Annotated in this window: 20 protein-coding genes; 7 read left to right on the top strand and 13 right to left on the bottom strand. The window is 47.4% G+C overall.

Annotated features, from left to right (window positions below):
* Positions 1–81 precede the first annotated feature (81 nt).
* Positions 82–2,349, bottom strand: a complete 2,268-nt coding sequence (locus MHM89_RS16110; RefSeq protein ID WP_239409211.1) for a TonB-dependent receptor — start codon at positions 2,347–2,349, stop codon at positions 82–84.
* A gap of 338 nt (positions 2,350–2,687) precedes the next feature.
* The gene (locus MHM89_RS16115; protein ID WP_239409212.1) at positions 2,688–4,337 is read right to left on the bottom strand and encodes a mechanosensitive ion channel family protein; all 1,650 of its coding nucleotides are present in this window, start codon (positions 4,335–4,337) and stop codon (positions 2,688–2,690) included.
* Between the two features lie 215 nt (positions 4,338–4,552).
* Between MHM89_RS16115 and MHM89_RS16120 the strand changes: the two genes are divergently transcribed.
* A complete protein-coding gene (locus tag MHM89_RS16120) occupies positions 4,553–5,104 on the top strand; it encodes a DUF308 domain-containing protein (protein ID WP_022945301.1) in 552 nt (183 codons plus the stop codon).
* 24 nt (positions 5,105–5,128) lie between these two features.
* Here the strand turns inward: MHM89_RS16120 and MHM89_RS16125 are convergent, their stop codons facing one another.
* From MHM89_RS16125 to MHM89_RS16135, 3 genes are read right to left on the bottom strand one after another with little or no spacing between them, the layout of a single operon-like run.
* On the bottom strand, positions 5,129–5,701 hold the full coding sequence (locus MHM89_RS16125) for a tRNA-(ms[2]io[6]A)-hydroxylase (RefSeq protein WP_152440433.1): 573 nt from the start codon (positions 5,699–5,701) through the stop codon (positions 5,129–5,131).
* A 58-nt stretch (positions 5,702–5,759) separates the two neighbouring features.
* Positions 5,760–6,401 carry a sulfotransferase family protein gene (locus tag MHM89_RS16130; RefSeq protein WP_239409213.1) on the bottom strand — a complete coding sequence of 214 codons (642 nt, stop codon included), beginning with the start codon at positions 6,399–6,401 and terminating at the stop codon, positions 5,760–5,762.
* 45 nt (positions 6,402–6,446) lie between these two features.
* Entirely contained in the window at positions 6,447–6,923 is a 477-nt protein-coding gene (locus MHM89_RS16135) for a DUF2383 domain-containing protein (protein ID WP_022945304.1), read from the bottom strand.
* Between the two features lie 163 nt (positions 6,924–7,086).
* Here MHM89_RS16135 and MHM89_RS16140 point away from each other — a divergent pair, with 163 nt between their 5' ends.
* Positions 7,087–8,427, top strand: coding sequence for a sigma-54 dependent transcriptional regulator (locus MHM89_RS16140; protein WP_235419758.1), 1,341 nt, complete (start codon positions 7,087–7,089; stop codon positions 8,425–8,427).
* A gap of 38 nt (positions 8,428–8,465) precedes the next feature.
* Here MHM89_RS16140 and MHM89_RS16145 read toward each other — a convergent pair whose 3' ends face one another.
* A complete protein-coding gene (locus MHM89_RS16145) occupies positions 8,466–9,161 on the bottom strand; it encodes a LiaF domain-containing protein (protein WP_053910256.1) in 696 nt (231 codons plus the stop codon).
* A 234-nt stretch (positions 9,162–9,395) separates the two neighbouring features.
* Between MHM89_RS16145 and MHM89_RS16150 the strand changes: the two genes are divergently transcribed.
* On the top strand, positions 9,396–10,565 hold the full coding sequence (locus tag MHM89_RS16150) for a GGDEF domain-containing protein (RefSeq protein ID WP_239409214.1): 1,170 nt from the start codon (positions 9,396–9,398) through the stop codon (positions 10,563–10,565).
* Positions 10,566–10,640: 75 nt separating this feature from the next.
* Positions 10,641–11,027, top strand: a complete 387-nt coding sequence (locus tag MHM89_RS16155) for a hypothetical protein (protein ID WP_239409215.1) — start codon at positions 10,641–10,643, stop codon at positions 11,025–11,027.
* A 17-nt stretch (positions 11,028–11,044) separates the two neighbouring features.
* Here MHM89_RS16155 and MHM89_RS16160 read toward each other — a convergent pair whose 3' ends face one another.
* Together MHM89_RS16160 and MHM89_RS16165 are read right to left on the bottom strand one after the other, a co-directional pair.
* Positions 11,045–11,398, bottom strand: coding sequence for a hypothetical protein (locus MHM89_RS16160; RefSeq protein WP_022945309.1), 354 nt, complete (start codon positions 11,396–11,398; stop codon positions 11,045–11,047).
* An 89-nt stretch (positions 11,399–11,487) separates the two neighbouring features.
* The gene (locus tag MHM89_RS16165; protein WP_239409216.1) at positions 11,488–11,838 is read right to left on the bottom strand and encodes a hypothetical protein; all 351 of its coding nucleotides are present in this window, start codon (positions 11,836–11,838) and stop codon (positions 11,488–11,490) included.
* A gap of 144 nt (positions 11,839–11,982) precedes the next feature.
* On the opposite strand from MHM89_RS16165, the gene MHM89_RS16170 reads away from it, so the two are divergent.
* Positions 11,983–13,482: an amidase family protein gene (locus MHM89_RS16170; RefSeq protein ID WP_239409217.1), complete on the top strand. Its 1,500-nt coding sequence runs from the start codon at positions 11,983–11,985 to the stop codon at positions 13,480–13,482.
* Here the strand turns inward: MHM89_RS16170 and MHM89_RS16175 are convergent.
* On the bottom strand, positions 13,472–14,062 hold the full coding sequence (locus MHM89_RS16175; RefSeq protein ID WP_022945313.1) for a VTT domain-containing protein: 591 nt from the start codon (positions 14,060–14,062) through the stop codon (positions 13,472–13,474). The genes MHM89_RS16170 and MHM89_RS16175 overlap by 11 nt on opposite strands.
* Before the next feature lie 207 nt (positions 14,063–14,269).
* On the opposite strand from MHM89_RS16175, the gene MHM89_RS16180 reads away from it, so the two are divergent.
* Positions 14,270–14,695, top strand: coding sequence for a CBS domain-containing protein (locus MHM89_RS16180; protein ID WP_045978239.1), 426 nt, complete (start codon positions 14,270–14,272; stop codon positions 14,693–14,695).
* A gap of 7 nt (positions 14,696–14,702) precedes the next feature.
* Here the strand turns inward: MHM89_RS16180 and MHM89_RS16185 are convergent, their stop codons facing one another.
* Positions 14,703–15,086, bottom strand: coding sequence for an MmcQ/YjbR family DNA-binding protein (locus MHM89_RS16185; protein WP_045978240.1), 384 nt, complete (start codon positions 15,084–15,086; stop codon positions 14,703–14,705).
* 208 nt (positions 15,087–15,294) lie between these two features.
* On the opposite strand from MHM89_RS16185, the gene MHM89_RS16190 reads away from it, so the two are divergent.
* Entirely contained in the window at positions 15,295–17,334 is a 2,040-nt protein-coding gene (locus MHM89_RS16190) for a S9 family peptidase (RefSeq protein ID WP_239409218.1), read from the top strand.
* 38 nt (positions 17,335–17,372) lie between these two features.
* Here the strand turns inward: MHM89_RS16190 and MHM89_RS16195 are convergent, their stop codons facing one another.
* Genes MHM89_RS16195 through MHM89_RS16205 form a run of 3 tightly spaced genes read right to left on the bottom strand, consistent with a single transcriptional unit; the run spans position 17,373 to position 20,094 of the window.
* Positions 17,373–18,590: an erythromycin esterase family protein gene (locus tag MHM89_RS16195; protein ID WP_239409219.1), complete on the bottom strand. Its 1,218-nt coding sequence runs from the start codon at positions 18,588–18,590 to the stop codon at positions 17,373–17,375.
* The gene (locus tag MHM89_RS16200) at positions 18,587–19,126 is read right to left on the bottom strand and encodes a cytochrome b/b6 domain-containing protein (RefSeq protein WP_045978243.1); all 540 of its coding nucleotides are present in this window, start codon (positions 19,124–19,126) and stop codon (positions 18,587–18,589) included. The genes MHM89_RS16195 and MHM89_RS16200 overlap by 4 nt, the downstream gene beginning before the upstream one ends.
* A 47-nt stretch (positions 19,127–19,173) precedes the next feature.
* Positions 19,174–20,094 (bottom strand): LytTR family DNA-binding domain-containing protein, encoded by a 921-nt coding sequence (locus tag MHM89_RS16205; protein WP_239409220.1) that lies wholly within the window; start codon positions 20,092–20,094, stop codon positions 19,174–19,176.
* Positions 20,095–20,132: the final 38 nt, after the last annotated feature.

Consider the following 20,132-nt stretch of genomic DNA (forward strand, 5'->3'; position numbering starts at 1 on the left):
ACTTTACCAGCTCAAGCTCCCAATATAAACGAAAAAACCCGCCAATTGGCGGGTTTCAATAAAGCTAAAAATGATTCTCGCTTAGAAGAAACTCACTTTAAATTCAGCACCGATGTAGCGCTCTTCATTCACCATTGCGGTGTTGTTGTTGAAGTCGATAGCACCGATAGCTTGCTGCTCATCAAACATGTTGCGTACGAAAGCTGATACTTCATACTCGTTATCACCCTGGTACCAAGTATAACCAGCACGTAGGCCTACTTCCGTTAGCGGTTTGCCTTCAAACTCAACAGACTCGTATAGGAAGTAATTGATTTCACTACGGTAAGAAACATCGGCGTAAGTGAAGAAATCACCCTCGCCCATAGGTCTCATATAGCTAAGCGTTAGGTTTGAGATCCACTCAGGCGCATGCGGTAGGCTGTTACCGTCAAGAATTGCCTGGCCACTGTTGTTAACAGGATTGGTAACGATACACTGTGCACAGACATCAACTGCTAGGGTGTCATCTTTCAGTTCAGTGTTGTTGTAACTGAGGTTAAAGGTCGCATTAAGGTTGTCGGTTAACACCCACTGGGTATCAACTTCGAAGCCATAACCGGTGGTTTCATCAGCATTCACTAAACGGTTAAAGTTAGCACCACCACCAACCGCAGTAAGCTGCTGGTCGTCCATGGTGTAATAGAATACCGCCGCATTGACACGACCACGGCCATCTAGAATATCCGACTTAATACCGGTTTCGAAAGAGGTTACGGTTTCAGACTCTGCAATCGTCACTTCGTTACCAAATAAGATACGACCTTGGATACTTGGAGCGCGGAAGCTATTTGCTACCCGAGCGTACCAATTGATGTCATCGCTCACTTTGTAATTGGTTGAGATATCCCAGCTCACGTGGTCATCACTTGGGTTCTCAGTAAGGAACAATGCACCGCCGCCGACAGGGCTTTGGGTACGATTTGCTGAGAATTCTTTCTCATCGTCTGAGTAACGCAGACCCACAGTGACTTTCAAATCATCAGTCAAGGTGTAATCCGCTGAGCCGAATACCGCCCATGCTTCGGTATCCTGCTGTTGAATCACGTAGCCATTCAATATACCAGGCTGCGCACCATAGGTGTCATAGCTAAAGTTTTCAATGGTTAATGCTTCATCAAAGTAGAAAACACCCACTTGGTAATTGAAGTCACCGGCAAAGTTACTCGATAGACGAAGCTCTTGTGTGTATTGGTCTTGATCTGGGATGCCATCGGCACTTTCAGATGGGAATGGAATAACACCCGGGCCCATGTCCGGTAAGAACGCAGCACCGTAACCACCGTCAATGTCGGCGCGCGAATAAATTTCTGCGCTTTCCCATGCAGAAATAGAAGTCAGGGTGTAAAAATCATTAACGTCCCACTCAAGCTTAAGGCTCGCACCTTGCGACTCAACCTGTTGCGTCGCGCGCGATGCAGCATCGTGGTAAACCACGTCATGCTCAAAGTTGTCGACTAAATCGTTGCTACCGCGTTTAATAGCATTGGCGCGAAAGGCGATAGGCGTACCATCAAGGTCGCGTACGTGGTAGTTAAACAAGCCGGTGAAGTCGTCACCTTCGTACAAGAATTGTACACGCGCTGCTTTTTCACTGTAGCCGCCAAGCACATCTTCTTGTTCAAAACCTGGCGCGCGGTTATCAATATAATCGTCTTTTTCTTGCCATAGCAAAGAGACACGCGTTGACAGGCGATCGGTTAACCCACCACCGACAGCACCTTCAAAATCTACGGCACCACGGCTACCATATGAGACTGAACCATAGCCTTCAAATTCTTGACTCGGTTTGACCGTATCGAACTTCACCAAGCCTGCTGGGGTGTTACGGCCAAACAATGTACCTTGTGGACCGCGAAGTACTTCAACGCGGGCAACGTCAAATACCGGGAAGCCTTTTAAAATGGCGTTTTCTTGAACAACTTCATCAACAACAAGCGAAACCGGTTGTGAGGCATTCAAATCGAAGTCTGTATTACCTAGACCACGAACATAAAAGCGTGGAAATGAACGACCAAACGAAGATTCAATAGATAGACTTGGGATTTTCGCATTCATAAAACGAATGTCCATGCCCGCAGAGCTATAGGCTTCTAAGCCATCACCTTGCAGTGCAGATACCGCAACAGGCACTTCCTGAGCGTTTTCTACACGCTTACGTGCGGTAATTTGAATAACTTCGAGAGAATTGTCTTTTGCTGCAGGACCTTGTTGTTCAGCAGCGATTGAAGAGAATGAAGAGCCGGCAGCGGCTGAGAACAACGCTGCGTTAATTAATGTTGCAAGCGTGGTACGTTTCATTGCTTTCATGTTGGTTTTAGCCTTTTGTACACTCTTTTGTTCAACGGTAGATATGTAGCGCCGTTTCACCTGGCACAATGTTCAATTTTGCGCGCATCCTCGAGCGCGGACCTTAAATTTGAGAGTGTAAGAGCAAAAATAAGGCTGAACATTACGGGCGAGAATTATAGCACTGAAATCTGAAATTAGTTCAGTAAAAATTCATTAATTTGCAACATTTATCTACTTTTAGATACAGGTTTGATTTTTTTAACCGATTTTAGATGCAAATAAGGACATTTGTCCTTTTAAGCGCAAATTCACCCTTGCGTACCTAGACACATTTGCTATATCTCGCTCTGCCTGCATTATAGTTTTGCAAAACTCAGTGGTTCAGGCGCAGCTAATGCGATCCCTAGTCGGTTCAAGCACTCGATAATTTGTAGGTTTAACGATTCAACTATGTGCAGATAATAGTCAAAGTCTGTGGTTTGTGCATAACTTAACACATCTATTTTTATGCCTCTGGGCACAAACCCGCTGAGTCGTACTCGACACGGTTGGTCGGCAATATCTTGGTGCCGCTCAAGTATCTCACGGATCTGCTCTAACAACTGCGCTAACACCTGATGTTGAGTTGAGCGCTCAAGCACAATATCGGGCCTATAGGCTATGCGCTCACGCTCAGATATATTCTCAATTTCCATATCGACAAACTTGGCATTTGCTATGTGTATAACGCTGCGTTCCAAAGTGCGCATTCTCGTCGCACGCAGGCCTATCTCCTCAACAACACCAAAATAGCGACCAACACGACATACCTGACCAACTTTGACCGGCGCAGAAGCATACAAGGTAATCGCACCGATAATGTTTTCTACCGACTTTTGTGCTGCTAAGGCCAGCGCCAAGCCCCCAATTCCAAGCCCGGCAATCAGTGTTGTGGCACTAAAACCTAAATTCTCAAACCAGACTAATAAGGCAATAAGAGTCAGCAGAATCTTCACGACATTCCCTGCAGGGCGCAGTAAAAATTCGGCCTGAGTATTGTTGTTGCGTTGCAAGCGTAACGTTAGACGCAAACGAATAACATCAACGACTTTAAGCAAAAACCACGTCCACGCCAGAATTAACAAAGTTGCGCCTTCGAATATAGCCCGGGTGGCCAAGGTGGAATTAGCCTCCGAGGAGAAAGTGCGGGCCAACACAATCCCCAGTAAAAAACATAATGGCCCGGTTACTAACGCTTTTGCTGGCTGGCTCACGTCGGCTTTAGCACGCAATAGCAAATACAGAAAAATGCGCGTACTTAGATAAGCAATCAGTAAAAATGCGAGCAGGTTCAGGCTGTAATAAACCCATTGCCACAACTCAACCCCTAAAAATGCTCCATGAGGTAGGTGGCGATACAGCCACTCACCCGCTTGAGAATAACCAAACTCTTGGCGTAAAAATGGCACTTGGTTTACGGTCGCATTGGACACTTTCCATATGTAGTTACCCGGGGTGTCACCGGGCACACGCTGCAATAAAATTTGCACCGCTCCTCGTGAGGTGTCTATCTCTCCCACTAGGTCGCGATAACTAGGCACAGGCTCATTACGACTGCCTGCGGGGTGATTACTCAGCGCCTGCGTATCTACCCATAAAGTGCGATTAAGCACCAAATAGAGGGTGTGCGCGAGCTCAGCATGATTCATCGCCTGAGCTTGCAGCGATAAATTGCGAAAATCCAAATAGTGCGCCGCACGCTCAAAGTCGCGTTGGTGGGCCGCATGCAAATATCCCTGCATAGCACTACGCGGCGTTTGTCGATTAAACTCATCGATTATTAGGTGCTCGTTAGTAGCAACCTCATCGTCTGGTAACGTAGGCTGCTCAGCGTGCTCACTGTTACCCTTTGCTTGTTGTTGCTCATTGTTTAAAATTTCTTTCACCGTAACTTTGGCTTCAAGCGAGTAAGGTAAAACAAGGGCAAGGGCCAAAAGCCCACATTTGAAACTACGCCAAGGGTTCATCACATCATCCATCTGTTTTCGCACTCTATAAAGCATAGCCATAAGCGCCAAACTTGCGCACGTGGGTCGATATAAATTGCCTTCAAAGCAAGCACTTGCTAGATTGACTAAGCAATTGGCACTATCAATTTAACCACTTAGCCTGTTTGCAGGCTGCATCGATAAGTAGCACGGGCGCAATCTTTTGAACTGTGTTGTTATCGCGAGGAGGGATGATGAGTATCGCAAAGTCACTACCCGGACAATGGCCCATTTTCATACTGCAAGGCTTAGTAGCAATCATATTTGCGGCCATCGCTTGGTTATCACCGCAATTAACTATCAACGTGTTAATTTTTATTTTTGCGGCCTTCTTTTTACTTGATGGCGGCTCAAGAGTTTGGCTGGCGTTAAAACAAAAAGGCCAGAACGGCTATTGGTTTGTCACCTTAATAGCCGGCCTTTTGGGGATTGTTGCGGCCATTATCACCTTGATCATGCCCCAATTAACGGCCTACGTGATGCTCTACCTTATCGCCTTTTGGGCAGTCGCTATCGGTGTTACAGAAATCGTTGCGGCGGTGAAATTAGCTAAACATTTACAGGGCACCACGCTTATATTAATCAGTGGTATATTGTCGGTGTTATTTGGTGGCTACCTTATTTTCAACCCCGGACAAGGTATTATTGCCATGCTTTGGCTAGTCGCTCTGTATGCCTTTGTGTTTGGCCTTATTTTATGTTGGCTAGGGGTTAAGTTACGTACCCTCGAGAAGCAATTCGACTAGCTCACGCTAGTCGAATTTAAGTTATTAGTGCAAGGCTGCACGAAATGGTAAAGAGGCGCAAATTTGTGCCTCGCGCTCAATCACTTGGGCTAACCGCGCATCGACTTCAGCCTTGTCGAAATACTCATAAGCAAGCTCAACAAATAAGTTTTTATGTTTTTCTTCTGATTTTGCAATCGCGACATAAAATTCTTTGTCTTTACCAGGTGGCAAGGCTTCAGCTATTAGCGCGAAGCGCTCATGGCCTCGAGCTTCAATCACAGCCGCGACCAGCAGCCGGTCCATCATAAACACGTCTTTACCATGGCGAAACATGCCTCGCAGCTGATTCACATAAGGGTCTTTTTTATCATCCCCTAGGTTCACATCGCGCTCGCTTAGCAACTTAACCACTTGCTTAAAATGAATCATCTCTTCGAGTGCTAAATCAGTCATCGCTTTAACGAGCTTGCGTTTATCTGGGTAGTGAGACAGCATCGACAACGCCATGCCCGAGGCTTTTTTCTCAGCGCCAGCATGGTCTTGTAAAAATGCGTCAAAATCGGCCAGTACAGCGTCAGTCCATTGTGCTGGCGTGTGGTATTTGAGTTCGAACATGGTCAATATGATGGGTATATAAACAATGGCTGGCATTCTATACCAAATTTGCACGCACTCATACCGCTTCACCCCTAAGCCACGCCTCAAGGTTATCGACCTTGCCGTTGCGCGTGGAGGGTACTTTCAGCGGGTGCTTTAAGTCGCGCCAAGCCATCACCTTATTATGCTGGTTAAGGTGCGCAAATTGCTTGCTCGTACTATTGGCTCCAACAAACTGGCAAAATTGCTGAAAACTCTGCGGCTCACTGATATCAATTGTCAGTAAACGGTGCGCTTGCTGAGCAAAATACGTCGATACCTGTTGCTGATGCCGCTTATAGCAATATTCAAGGTGCTTACCATCAATTAGGCTTTGTTCATTCAAAGGCGAAAATACACGATGGTAACTTGCTTTAAGAAGCGGACTAAACCCCCCTGTATCGCTCAATAAATTGGTTTTCATTCGCTGCAATAAGCGTTGGATAGACTCCAGCCAACGCTCTGGTTGACGTTGCAAGAGCACAAATTTTGCTTCAGGGAAGCGCTCAGCCAGCTCCAGGTAGTGGCTAAAGCAGGGTGTGTCGGCGATGAGCTCCGCACGCTCAAAACACGCTTTAGTATAAGCTGTGTGGGCGGTGCGAAGACCTAAATCGAGCGCAGCAGCACACACGCTGGTGGTGCCGCTGCGCGGTAAACCTATCACAAATATTTTCGACATGGCCATAGTATGGGTTGTTAAACATTGCTGTGGCCGTTATTGTACTCACTGCGTTGCGTGGCTGCGAGTATTCGCTGGTTTACATGCACTGAGTTGGTCGATACACATCTGAATATCGGCAGTAATACTCGCTAAAGCGCCTTTGAGTGCTGGGTCGCGAGCTTCACTGACTGCTTTTTTTATTTTCGCCAATAACTTCTTCTCGAACTCAATGAGATCGATTATCATTGACTGCTCAGGCCTGTTAGAAAAATGACTCTTAGCTTGCGCGTACCAAGCGATCGCTGTACCCAGCCAAGTATTTTCTATACTGCTGTGATCGGGATTTTCATCCACATCGTAGACAGATAACTGGGCTTGTTCCCGTATTTTTGCCATATTGATAAAGACATGCCTGACGTTGTAGTCACCGACCTGCTCGGCTGCCTGCTTATAAAACGTCGCCGCATCTCGGTTCAGCTTAAGAATATCTTTGGCAATTTTTTTATCACGTTTTGCTTGTGTTTGGTCAAGGTTAACCATATCTAAACTCCTATGGTCGCTGATGTACCAAGTTCACCTGCAATTCATATACCATTATTTATTTTATTATAAATCAGAAGGTTAGAAGGACCTCCTCGCTGAACCCGAGTAACATCTACCCGCTGACTTGTTATTTTTACAACTCTTTCAAGGAGAGTGATGTATGCACCAGGTTAAAATGTTTGTACAACTCAGCGATCCCGAGCTGGTCTCGAAGCTGGCTAAATTAGAAGTATTAAAAAAGTTTCAGCTGGTCTACGCAAACGAGTTTGAGCCGTGGGAAGCGCAAGTTGCCCAGTCGGGGTGTGATATTGCATTGGTGGAACTCGAAGAATTCAATGAACAAGGATACAACACCCTAAATGACACCGACGCGTTATCGCACGTTGAGTTTCTATTTTTAAGTAAAGGTAAGCCAAATCCATATCTTGATAAGTTGATGCGCGATGGTGCCGGGTTCCACTGCCGTGCCCCTTATGATTTGGAACTGATTAGCGAAACTCTGCAAGACAGCTACGAACTGTTTGGTGAAGCCAGCCAATCAAGTAAAGCTGTTGAGTCCAGCGACCTTGACCAATTTGGTTTATTAGTCGGCTCTTCTAAGTCTATGCACAAGTTGTATCGCACTATTCGTAAGGTCGCACGCACTGATGCCAACGTGATGATTATTGGCGAAAGTGGTGTAGGTAAAGAGCTCGTTGCCAATACCGTTCATATTGCTGGCGATAAGCCACAAGCACCTTTCGTTGCGATAAACTGTGGTGCGCTTTCCCCAGAGCTTATAGATAGTGAGTTATTTGGTCATGTGAAAGGCGCATTTACAGGTGCACACCGCGATCACCAAGGGGTCTTCGACCAAGCTAAAGGCGGTACGCTGTTTTTAGACGAAGTAACAGAGATGCCATTAGAGCAACAAGTTAAGTTACTGCGCGTGCTCGAAAGCGGAGAGTATCGCGCCGTAGGCAGTCAACAAGTGAAACATGCTGATGTGCGTATTGTTTGTGCAACCAACCGTAACCCGCAACAAGCCATTGATGATGGCATTTTCCGTGAGGATTTATACTTCCGCTTAGCGCACTTCCCTATCCGAGTGCCACCACTGCGCGATCGAGGCAATGACATCACCGGCCTCGCTGAGCACTTCCTTGCCTACCGTAATGCCCAAGAATTGAGCCACAAACGTATCGCTACCGATGCACTTAGCCGCATTGCTGCTTATAACTGGCCAGGCAACGTACGGGAGCTAAAACACACCATTGAACGAGCGATGATCTTGGCCGATGACGTAATCAAAGCCGAACATCTTTCATTGGGTGAATCAGTAAGCAAAAGCGACAGCAACAGCGTCGATATTCCTACTGGCGTTTCCTTGGAAGAGTTGGAAAAAGCGGCAATTTTGAAAAACTTGGAAGAGAACGCCGGCAACAAAACGGACACCGCTGAACAATTAGGTGTTAGTGTGAAAACACTCTACAACAAACTAGAAAAGTACTCTCAGGACTAATCAGTTTACGGGGCTTGCTATGAACAAGCCCCGACATTTTAGCCATCATATCGGTTACGGCTTTTACCCTGCTCTCGGCCATCAAATAAATCACGTAAGTCAAAGGCAAAGGCCTTTAATTTCTCTTTCATCGTTCGCTTAATACTGACTTCCACACTCCCGAGAATAATACGCCCATGGATAATAATGCGCGGTCGCTGTTTATCTTCGTATCGCGGCCCAAGTGAGACCCGCTTATTAACCAGTGACCCCATGATATTGGTGGTCTGAGTTTGCACATCTACACTCTCTGGCACCACAATTTCATCACTGCCCAAAATACAATTAACGTAAATGTGTACTTCAGGGTGAGAAAAGATAGCGTTGGTAAAGTCTAATTCAATGCTTCCCAAATAGTTGTTTAGATGAATTTCTTTAGGGACAACCCATTCACCGCTGCGTTGGTCCGAGCTTAATATGGCGGTAATTTTCTCACCATTAACCTGCTCGCTACTTTGCGTGAAAGGAGTGCGCATACGTGCCGCCTTCTCGCTGTTGTAGCGTGGGTCGCTGTGCAGCGGCAGATCAGCAACCAATGTTGCTAGTTGCTCTTGGCAGCTGCAGTCATACGCTTGATCAAGGCGACGTTCAAACGCCTGCGCTGAAATTTCACCATGACTGTAATTTAAAATTAGCTGATCGATGATCTCTTCTTTTACTTGCGCTAACGGCCTGTCCTTTAAAGGAACACTCATGTTCACACTCCTGTTGTCGTTTTGCTTACCTAAGCAAAATCAGCGCCAAATATTAATTCCTTTAGTTTCAGTTAGATGGAGATTAAGCCAGTTCACCGCATTCGCCAAAACCACCATATTTACGCTTAATTAACGATATTTTAATTATCTTTACTGAGTAACTCCCCATGGCGCGGGTTGCGACGCCAAGTAGGTGAACTAAACTTCAAGTGTCTCCCCAACATCCCGAGTGCCATGTTACATCTACCAACATTGATAGTGGTATCGACTTTACTAAACGCCTTTATTGGCGTCTTTTTGTTGTTGGTGTTTTACCAACGTGCACAACGAAGCTTTTTGTATTGGGGATTATCTTGTCTGGTATTTAGTTTAGCTGAAATAAGCGCGACTCTGCGTGTGTTTATCGACTTACCGGTACTGACCCATTACAGCGCCCAACTATTGATGATAACAGCGCCATTGCTGGTGCTAAGAGGTATACTCTGGTACAGCTCTTCAAAACACCATAACCCGTTGTTTATCTATTTTATTCTGGGTTTCAGTGCGTTGTTACTGGCGTTGTTGCACCACCAACCACTGTGGGGGCAGATTTACACTTCTATGGCTATTGCCACACTATTCTTTGCCGCTGCAGCGGCTATTAGAACAACAACCAAAGGCAATATATATGCCGCCACTTTGCTTGTTCTCGTCACCTTGCATGCGCTGGTAATGTTGGTTCAAACGGGCCTGTTGCTTACCAATTTGTTGCACTGGGAGCAATCATTACCGCCTTGGACCAAACAGTTAGTTCTTGCTGTTCACTTACTACTGACCACATGCACGGCACTAGTGTTTCCGATGCTTTTTTTCATACGCTCAGAAGCTAAACTCACTAACTTAGCTAATTTCGACCCACTCACAAGCTTGTACAATCGTCGTGCGTTTTTCTATGAAGGCGAAAAACGACTCGCGCAGTGTATTGCTAAGCAGCAGCCACTTGCAGTCATGATGATAGATTTGGATTACTTTAAGAAGGTCAATGATCAGTTTGGTCACGATGGCGGAGACGCTGCGTTGCAATGGGTGAGTCAGCGCATTCGCGAGCAACTCAGAGAAGATGATTTAGCTGCGCGTATTGGCGGAGAGGAATTCGCTGTGATTTTAGCCAATACCCATCAATGCACGGCGCTCAAAGTGGGCGATCGCTTACGTAAGGCCATTGCCGAGGGCTCATTTTATTGGCACCATCAGCGCCTGCCGCTGAGCATTAGCATCGGCGTCACTTGCCGAGAGAGTGGCCATTTTGATATTAAAAAGATGCTGATTGAAGCGGATAAAGGCCTTTACGAGGCAAAAAGCCGTGGCCGTAACTGCTTGGTTGAAACCCATCATAGCGACACCACCACGGCTTCTACTGGCTAACACAAACCGACATACAAGGGTTTGAGTAATAATAACTTTTAAGAGACAATAACGCTTTTACACGGAGATCAGTAAATGCGTCACACCCTTGTCATTGCCTTGGTGGCCTTATTCACCCTGAGTGCCTGCAAAACCACAGTGCCAATGCGAGACTTTCCCTATAATGCCATTCCTATGGCTCAGAGCCAAAACCACAGTGATAAGGATATTGAAAAAGCCATTATCAAAGCATGCCTGCAGCTCGGCTGGCAGTGTGCAGCTAAAAGCGAAGGGGTCGTTGCTGCGGTGCTCAATATTCGCACTCATCAGTTGACGGTTGATATTAATTATACCCCGAGCCAGTTTTCGGTAGAGTATGTTGACTCTGTCAATTTAAGATACGATGGCAAGAAAATCCATCGCCAGTATGTCAATTGGGTCAATAATTTAATACGCCATATTCAGGCTGAATTAGTAGTCTAACGCAACGGGGTATTGCCTCACTTTGAATGTGAGCGGTACTCCACCTTGCCGTCTTTATGTAAATTAAACAACCACACCTGTTCGCCATGATAATACACAAATTCGTAGCCTGGGTATGGGCTTTGCTGTAACCGGCTGGCAAAGGTATTGATATCCGCTGGCGCAATTTTAAAGCGTCCCGTCGCCCGTTTTCTATCGGCATGGGTGTTAACTTGAAATGCCTTGGCCGATAACGGCAATACCTCAGGTAGCTCCCCCTGCTCAAATAGTTGTGCTCTGTGTGCATCTGCATAACTAGCGTAATAGCGGGTTTGTGGCTCGCTACACGCCGCAAGTGATAACGTCAGTAACAACCCTGTTAGTAATCGCACTGTTTGCCCCTTTGCTCTATTCGAGCTTATAACCTAGCGACTGATCACTGACCCTAGGCTTAACTTTAGTGCTGCAACTAAGGAGGGAGCTAAAATTGCAGCTGAGCGATATTAGCGCCGCAGTAAAAGCAATGACGGCGACGAGGGCTCACCTTGTGACCACAGTCTTTGCAGTGACTCGACGATGCAACTTTACCATCGAGTTTGCCATCACGTAGGTCGATTTCCTCTATCTTTCGTACAATATCGCTGCGGCTGACTCCCATATCTTGCAACAACTCCAACGCGGCTAAATTCATTAAATATAGGGAATCGATTTTCTCTTCCAGTGCCTGCAAATGCGCACTATTACCTTGCGAGCGGTGTTTGTTTTGGTCGTTCGTGACGTCATTTTTACGGATACGAAGGTCTTGAAAGGCTTGGTGTAAATATTGGCTCATAGCTATCGTCCATGGGTTATGAAAAAGCCATAGTAACGCAAATGACACCGATGTTGGCAAGCGCTTCACTCAACCTATTGCAGTTGACCGCAGACAACGAAGGCCGCTAATCTAAAGGCACGTAATAACAACAAGGATACGCTCGTGAACCACACCCGGCTTACGATATCAGCACTGCTCTTGTGTATGGCCTTCAGCGCCAATGCGCAAAAGACCGAAACAGTGTCGCACCTTCAACAACAACTTCATAGTGAACAGAGCTCTGCCACTAAGCTTACCCAACACTATTTAACACGTATTGACGCGCTAAATGATAACTATCGTGCGGTGATGGCCATTAACAATAACGCCCTACACGATGCGCAGCGCCTTGATAACTTGGCTCGTGAAGGTCAATGGCAAGGACCACTTCATGGTATGGCGGTACTGGTGAAAGACAATATAGCCGTTGCTAACATGGCCACTACAGCTGGGGCCTTGGCCTTAGCACAGAATGTCAGCAGCGCTGATGCCCAGGTCATTTCTCAGTTACGCAGCGCCGGAGCGATTATCCTCGGTAAAGCCAATCTTAGCGAGTGGGCGAACTTTCGCTCCAACAGCTCTTCATCTGGTTGGAGTACCCTAGGTGGACAAACGGCTAATGCCGTTGATGCAACCCGTAGCCCATGCGGCTCCAGTTCTGGCTCAGCCGTGGCGGTAAAACTGGGCTTCGCGCCCCTCGCGTTAGCCACTGAAACCGACGGCTCGATTGTCTGCCCTGCTGCGACAAATGGTGTTTATGCGCTCAAACCTAGCTATGGTCAAGTCTCCCGCGTGGGTGTGGTGCCGCTAGCTGAAAGTCAGGATACCGTTGGAGTAATGGCTAATTCGCTAGCGGATGTGTTATTAGCGACTCAGGTCATCGCTGCACCCGACGCCCAAGACCAAAATCACCACGCCTTTCGCACCATCAATTACACAGAGGTAAAGCCCAGTAAGGCAAAGGAATTAACACTTGGCTATGTTGATTACAGCCACTTTACCGCCGAGACCCAGGCTGTGTTCAAAAAGCAGCTCAAGCAATTAGAGCGCCATGGCATTAAACTTATCGAACTGCCTCAAGCTGATCTGGGTAGTATGTACCGCCAAGAGTTCCAAGTGTTATTGTATGAATTCAAACGCGATGTGAACGCCTATCTGGCCGCCACGCCAGCGCAGGTAAAGGTGAAAACGCTAAGCCAGCTGATCGCCTTTAATGAACAGCACCAAGATCGCACCATGCCCTACTTCGGTCAAGAGCTGTTACATCAAGCAAATGCCATCGATTTACAAGCCCAACGCGAAGATTACTTGGAGGCATCACAGCAGTATCGCCTCACTGCGCGTAATGCACTACAACATTGGTTCACAGCAAATCAGCTCGATGCCATTATCAGCCCCACCAACTCTCCGGCATGGAAGATTGATAAAATTAATGGCGATCATTATCTCGGTGGCGCCAGCACGCTCGCTGCCGTGGCAGGTACGCTCCACATTACTCTGCCTTTAGCTGATGTTCAGGGTCTGCCTGTAGGGTTTTCTGTTATGGCGAATGTCGGCGGCGATGAACAAGCCATTGCAGCGGCCAAAACCATTGATTCACTGCTTGAGCACACTAGCCTTTAAGCGCGTTGGCTGCCCACCACAATAAAAGCACCGCAATAGAGAGGCCAGCAATGGCCTTTGTTTTGTGTTTTCTGATCACCCGCTCGGCATGATTACCAGCAAAATATACCACCGCCGCCAAGCCAAAATAGCGAATTGAGCGCGCTATTGCACTGGCTAAAACGAACATTAATAGGGAGTACTTGGTCGCTCCCGCAGCCAGCATCGCTATTTGAAAAGGAATAGGCGCAATACCTAACGTGAGCACAAACCAGAACCCTTGTGCTTGCATCTGTTGTTTGACTTGTTCAAATTGCTCAGGGCTAGAGAACGTATCAATAACCCACTGACCGACCAGGTCAAACAAAAAATAACCGATGGCATAACCAAACAAGGCACCGACTATACAGCCCAAAGTAGCCATAAGCGCGATTAACCATAGTTTATCTCGTCGTGCTTGCATCAATGGCACCATCACCGCTTCTAAAGGAATAGGCACAATGGTCGACTCTAAAAAAGAAGCGAAAGTGATGCCTTTAAGCATATGCTTCGAGTCTACGAGTTTTTGGGTCTTATGCTTTAACGTTTTTGAAATTGCCATCCGATGTGCCTTGTATAAAATTCAAAAGTTTAGTGAGTACTAATGACTCTGCTATTGTTCGCTCAGCAAAGAAGCTTTATAAGCTTATATTTACTACACTTAATGCAGTCTTATAGGCTTTTAGTCACGTATAAGACTGTTAAATGTCATAATAAAAACAGTGTATCAGCAGTCACTTTAACCGTTTCTGTATGGGAACCAGCGCCTATGAAGTTAAGTAACTTAATGAGCACGCCAGTGGTTACTTGTTCACCCGATGACACCCTGCGCGTTGTCAATGATATTTTCAAACGCACGCAATTTCACCATGTGCTGGTGGTAGAGCAATCGTTATTAGTTGGGGTCGTCTCTGATCGCGATATTTTTAAGGCATTAAGCCCGAATGTTGGTAAGGCCTCGGCATCCAAAGCCGACTTAGCCACTCTCAATAAACGCGTTAGCCAAATTATGACTCATTCCCCTGTTTGCTTACCAGTACATGCGCAACTTATTGATGTGGTGAAGTTATTTAACGAACATATTATTACCTGTGTGCCTATCGTTAATGAACAGCGCCAACCGGTGGGGATTGTGACTTGGCGCGATATTATGCGTCTGTTACTCGAGCGCTATCAAAGCAAGGCCGGTAAATAAGCAGGCACTAAAGTAACGACAAAATCTGTTCACGCTCTTTCTTGGGCATGTTACTCACCACCAAAGTGTAGGAATTATCTATCATTCTTTGGATTTCGCCCGCTGGAATGGAGCCATCCAGTATCACCGTATTCCATAGCTTTTTATTCATATGATAACCAGGGATGACCGCAGTAAAAATATCGCGCAGAGCCTGGGCTTCATCAGGGTCACACTTTAAATTTACGCGCCAGTGGCGATTGTCTTCATCCTCTTTCCCCATTTTTCCAAGCGCTAGGGTGGCAAACATTTTATCTTTTACCTTGTAGACGTCGACCCCAGGGCCAAAGGGCTGCGCCACTGAGCTCAATGGCTTAGTGAGCAAATAATCATGTACGCCTTGACTGTCCATATAAACTCCTTTTAAGGCTAAGCAAACTAGGACGAGCACTCGCCCAAGTAGGGCCTAATCTAACCATTTAATCTAATACCCCACAAGTATATTGAAAAAGTACCTCATATCCGCAACTTACTCATACTCGCCGTTAATCGCATTGCAGTTGCCAGCATTAACCCGCCCACCTAGGATGATATTTTCTGGTTAAAAAAAGTACTTACTTATGAATGCGCTAACCCCTTTGATACTTACAGCTGCGCTGCTTGGCGGCGCATCGTTGCCCGCCCAAGCCGACAACAAGACCTTCAGCTCTGAGGATATTTTTGCCCTCGAGTATGCCAGCGACCCGCAAATTAGCCCAGATGGCAAGCACATTGTGTATGTCCGTCGTGGCTACGACATTATGAAGGATAACAATAAGCAAAGCCTGTGGCTCTATAGCCTAAGCACTGATGAGCATACTCCGCTGTTTGCAGATCAATATAGCTACGCTCAGCCACGCTGGTCTCCCGATGGCACACGCATCGCCTTTACCAGTAACCGCAGTGGCTCTTTGCAAGTGCATATGCACTGGCTGGCGCAAGATAAAACGGCGTTATTATCACAATTGCCAAAACCAGTGCGCGACCTCACGTGGTCTCCTGACGGCACACAGCTGGCCTTTACCATGACGGTGCCACAAGGCCCTTCCGATTTTGTAAAGTCAGTGAAGTTACCGAAAAAACCCAAAGGCGCCGACTGGTCTGAACCGGTTACAGTTATTGACAAGGCTCGTTATCAAGCCGATGGCCAAGGCTTTTTAACGCCCAGCTTTCGTCATGTGTTTGTGCTTCCAGCCGAGGGCGGCGCACCACGGCAATTAACACAAGGCGATTATCAACATTATGGGCCATTGGCGTGGAGCCCAGATGCGACACAAGTTGTGTATGCCTCGGATCAGCACCCTGATTGGGAGTATCGCACCACTGAGCTTGACCTGTATGGCGTGGATATTGGTACGTATAGTACGACACAGCTCACCGATTTGCCCGGCCGTGAGACCCACCCCCAATTCAGTCATGATGCTCAGCAGCTAGCCTTTCTATCCCGAGGTAACGCCGCTGTTCCTTACGTTAATACCGAGCTGAACTTGTTAAACCTCAAGTCCGGGGCCGTCAAGTCACTGACATCAGCACTGGATCGCGCTGTTGGCCATTATCAATGGGCGGGCAAAGGGGATTTTGTCATTCAGTACGACGATCGCGGCCAACGTAAGCTTGCCACCCTAACCCGCGCAGGAAACATCACTGAACGCGTCAGCTCAGTCGCAGGCACATCCATAGGTCGCCCTTATGTCAGTGGTGAATTTTCCATGGCAAACAATGGTGCCCTCGCTTTTACTCAGGGCAGTGCTGAGCGCCCCGCTGATTTAGGGTATTTTCACCGCAACAAGCAGCGCACGCTAACGGCGCTCAATGAGGACCTCCTCGGCCATAAAACCTTAGGGCAAGTGCATGAGTTAACGGTTGAGTCGCAGTTTGATGGAGAACCTATTCATGGCTGGTATATCACCCCTCCTTATTTTGATGCGACCAAGCAATACCCACTGTTGGTGGAAATTCATGGCGGCCCACACCTAGCCTATGGCCCCAGCTTTAGCGCCGAATTACAGCGCTATGCGGCCGCTGGCTATGTGGTGGTCTATATGAATTATCGCGGCTCCACCAGCTACGGCAAAGACTTTGCCTTGTTACTTGATGGTAAGTATTCCTCAAAGGAGGATTTTGCCGATCATAATTCCGCCGTTGACGCATTAATCGCTAAAGGCTTTATTGATAAAAACAACCTTTTTATCGCTGGTGGCTCAGCCGGCGGCATTGCTGCTGCCTACGCCATTGGTTTAAGCGATCGTTTTAATGCTGCGGCAATCACCAAGCCGGTGATCAATTGGGTCAGTAAAGTACTTACCGCCGACAGTTATTTAGGGCAAATTCGCAACCAATTTCCGGGCATGCCGTGGGACAACCTCAGCCACTACTGGCAACGTTCACCGCTGTCGTTAGTGGGCAACGTCACCACACCGGCGATGATCATGACAGGAGAGCAGGACCGCCGGACGCCCATATCGGAGTCCGAGCAGTTCTATCAAGCGTTAAAACTGCAACAAATAGATACTGTACTGATCCGTGTACCCGGCTCTGCCCACGGTATTGCTGGGCGCCCCTCGCGGATGATTACTAAAATAGAGCATACACTAGCCTGGTTCGAGCGCTACAGGAAATAACCTCAACATCAGCGGGGCATTCACTGCCCCGCATAGGTTTATGGTTGCTCTTTCGACGCTTTGGTGTGCGCCAAGACAAAGAGACTATCCCAGTATTGCTGCCACTGCGCTAACGCAATCCCGTAACGATATTGATGGCCAAACAATACGCTAGTAGACGGCGCATTTTGCACAAAGCGCTGCATTGCTGCGCGGTCAATAAAGAGTGCTTGATGTGTTTGCAGTTCATGCTGTTGCGCAACTTGACGTTCAAATTGCTGTGGCTGGGCCATAATCTTTTTACTTGCCATCGTCACATAGTCGCGATATTCGCCACTGGCGGCGCTAATATGCACTGAGTGCACGCTATCGCCAAAGTGTTGCTTCAGCATAGTGCCTAAGTTTGCATAGTGATGATCAATAAAACCGCCATAGTTTAAGTGGATATAGTGACCCCAGATAATCACTTTTTTATCCGCCAATTCACTGCTCAGTAACCACTTCACGTTGTCGGCCATAGCCAAGTCGTGCTCGTCATGACGTCGCTGCACTGCCATCGACTGCGCCACGAGCACTAAACCATGGAGTAACCGGGCGACATACTTTGGTCCTTGGTATCCTTGCTGGTCGCTGACAGCCGTGTTTAAAGCGTGCTGGAGGCGATAGGAGGTAGCAACATAGGCTTGTTGCTGCTTTGCATTAATATGCTGTGGTTGGCGCTTCAGCACCGCTGCGTTGGTGCGCTTAAACGCTGCCCAGTCGACCTCTTTAGCAACACTTGGGATGAAACGCTGGCTTTGCTGGATGATAAATTCGCTTACCTGCGCCTTAGAATATTCACCACTGAGACGACCATCAAAGCCAGCCAGCTGCAAAGGCCGCTCACTGTCTCGCTGTGCGTCAATGTACCGCATGAGCGCTTGCACTGGCGCACTTGCGGCGTACATATAAAAGATGTTACCCGATGCTTGAGCAGTGATAGCTTGACCGGGCTGTTGCCAGATTTGCGCAACATCAAATAGACCGCTTTCCAGTATCAGCGCATCAAAGCCTTGGTGTTGGTGTAAATAACGCACCAAACAGGTCTTGAGTGCAAAATTCTGTTGCTCGCCATGGGTCAGTTCATCCAGCATAACAATACGTGCATCGCCAATCGCCTCGCCAAAGCGCGCAAAATTAGCCTGTTCACAGTGGTTATCGAGGTTTATTTTCTCTATTGTTGTGGCGCTTAATGCTGCTGCATAAAGGCTCAACAATAACGTCACTAGCCACTTCATAGACGCGCTCCTTTTTCGCCGACTAACATCCGTATTAATGTCCCATCTCGGTCAATAAAGTGGTGTTTTAATGCTGCCAATGCATGGATAGCCAGTGTAAAGCACAGCGCCCAAGCACAGTATATGTGCACCGCTAACCCCCAGTCGCTAAGCGCTGCTGAGTGAGCAACGACTTGCTGCTGAGCATCTATGTTTTGCGCCAACAACGGCCAATCGAATAAAGCAATGCCATAGCCACCAAAGCCGCTGTAAGCAGCGCCCGACACCACCATTATTACCAGCAGCACCAACAACAACCAATGAAAGCCATGCACCGCTTTCGCGCCCTTACCTTTAACCGTGCTCTGCCAGGGTTTGAACCAGCGCAGCACCAGTCGGGGTAGCAGCAATAGTGCCACCACCACGGCAACGGATTTGTGTAAGTGATATAGGCCATAGTCGGCGACATAGGTCATGTAATATCCCAGGGTCAGCAACCCCAAAATAAGCGCCGCCATCAGCCAATGTAGTAGTCGGTTTACACCTGCATAAGTCATTAAGTACCTCCTCTTTTTTCTTCAAAGGTACTTATTAACGCATTGATTTAAATAACTTTGTGATGAAACAACTGAGTTTGTGACGAAATGCCTGGCTGTGTGCTTTGAGTTAATACTTGCTTCAGCGCTGGTTTAAAAGTTTTGCTCACTGGTACCCAATGATCCTCACCCACTAACACCTGCGCTTTGCCATTTTCCAATGGCTTAAGCTCACGTACATGGTGTAGGTTAATCAGGTAACTGCGATGGACGCGTATCATAGGCGCCGCGCCTAGCTGCTCACTCAGTTGTTTAATGGTGGTGCGCACTAAGTAACGGCTATCAGCATCGACAACCTCAACATAATTGCCTGCAGCGCGCACATACTGAATATCACTGATAGCGAGCGCTTTTTCCATGCCCCGATGCTGCACTGTGAGACATGCAGGAGCGATATCGGCCCCGTTAACTGAGTCGCGCGCTTTCACCTTGGTTACCAAGCTCAGGTAAATGGCTCCCATCACCAAAAGCACTGCAAAGGTGTACTTAGGTAGTAAATTAATGACTGCGCCAGCCCAATTAGGACCGTAAAAATCGAAATCGAGCGACACTCGGATATAACTTAGCAACAACACACTCACCACAGCACAGCTCAACAACAGCGGTTTATACACTCGCTGAGAACGTGTTAGCGCATATAGTGCTGCCATAGATAGCCCCCATAAAGCACCCCACTCTTTCAACCAAAATAACTGTGAGTCGATAAAGTCCCAGCGTGCACCACCCACGTAGTGGCGCCAAAACAAGCAATAGAAATTAAATATAAAAAGCGAGGCTACCCATAAGACGCCCAGTTTCAGCGTTGGGTGGCTAAGCTGTTGCCAGCGCTGCAGCCAAGTCATGGTGTCAATCCATTGTCCTAATAGATTGGCAAAAATAACAAATCTAACGCGATAAACAAAGCCATGCAGCACAGACCAAGGTCGCATACAGCTTGCTCGAAAAAGAGCCTACATTTTGTAGGGTC

The sequence above is a fragment of the Pseudoalteromonas sp. CNC9-20 genome (assembly GCF_022347875.1).
GTDB classification, from domain to species: Bacteria; Pseudomonadota; Gammaproteobacteria; order Enterobacterales; family Alteromonadaceae; genus Pseudoalteromonas; species Pseudoalteromonas ruthenica.

Excerpts from the sequence above, each read along its gene's own strand:
- MHM89_RS16110 (WP_239409211.1), bottom strand. The coding sequence starts at position 2,349 with ATGAAAGCAATGAAACGTACCACGCTTGCAACATTAATTAACGCAGCG.
- MHM89_RS16115 (WP_239409212.1), bottom strand. The coding sequence starts at position 4,337 with ATGAACCCTTGGCGTAGTTTCAAATGTGGGCTTTTGGCCCTTGCCCTT.
- MHM89_RS16120 (WP_022945301.1), top strand. The coding sequence starts at position 4,553 with ATGAGTATCGCAAAGTCACTACCCGGACAATGGCCCATTTTCATACTG.
- MHM89_RS16125 (WP_152440433.1), bottom strand. The coding sequence starts at position 5,701 with ATGTTCGAACTCAAATACCACACGCCAGCACAATGGACTGACGCTGTA.
- MHM89_RS16130 (WP_239409213.1), bottom strand. The coding sequence starts at position 6,401 with ATGTCGAAAATATTTGTGATAGGTTTACCGCGCAGCGGCACCACCAGC.
- MHM89_RS16135 (WP_022945304.1), bottom strand. The coding sequence starts at position 6,923 with ATGGTTAACCTTGACCAAACACAAGCAAAACGTGATAAAAAAATTGCC.
- MHM89_RS16140 (WP_235419758.1), top strand. The coding sequence starts at position 7,087 with ATGCACCAGGTTAAAATGTTTGTACAACTCAGCGATCCCGAGCTGGTC.
- MHM89_RS16145 (WP_053910256.1), bottom strand. The coding sequence starts at position 9,161 with ATGAGTGTTCCTTTAAAGGACAGGCCGTTAGCGCAAGTAAAAGAAGAG.
- MHM89_RS16150 (WP_239409214.1), top strand. The coding sequence starts at position 9,396 with ATGTTACATCTACCAACATTGATAGTGGTATCGACTTTACTAAACGCC.
- MHM89_RS16155 (WP_239409215.1), top strand. The coding sequence starts at position 10,641 with ATGCGTCACACCCTTGTCATTGCCTTGGTGGCCTTATTCACCCTGAGT.
- MHM89_RS16165 (WP_239409216.1), bottom strand. The coding sequence starts at position 11,838 with ATGAGCCAATATTTACACCAAGCCTTTCAAGACCTTCGTATCCGTAAA.
- MHM89_RS16175 (WP_022945313.1), bottom strand. The coding sequence starts at position 14,062 with ATGGCAATTTCAAAAACGTTAAAGCATAAGACCCAAAAACTCGTAGAC.
- MHM89_RS16180 (WP_045978239.1), top strand. The coding sequence starts at position 14,270 with ATGAAGTTAAGTAACTTAATGAGCACGCCAGTGGTTACTTGTTCACCC.
- MHM89_RS16185 (WP_045978240.1), bottom strand. The coding sequence starts at position 15,086 with ATGGACAGTCAAGGCGTACATGATTATTTGCTCACTAAGCCATTGAGC.
- MHM89_RS16190 (WP_239409218.1), top strand. The coding sequence starts at position 15,295 with ATGAATGCGCTAACCCCTTTGATACTTACAGCTGCGCTGCTTGGCGGC.
- MHM89_RS16195 (WP_239409219.1), bottom strand. The coding sequence starts at position 18,590 with ATGAAGTGGCTAGTGACGTTATTGTTGAGCCTTTATGCAGCAGCATTA.
- MHM89_RS16200 (WP_045978243.1), bottom strand. The coding sequence starts at position 19,126 with ATGACTTATGCAGGTGTAAACCGACTACTACATTGGCTGATGGCGGCG.
- MHM89_RS16205 (WP_239409220.1), bottom strand. The coding sequence starts at position 20,094 with ATGCGACCTTGGTCTGTGCTGCATGGCTTTGTTTATCGCGTTAGATTT.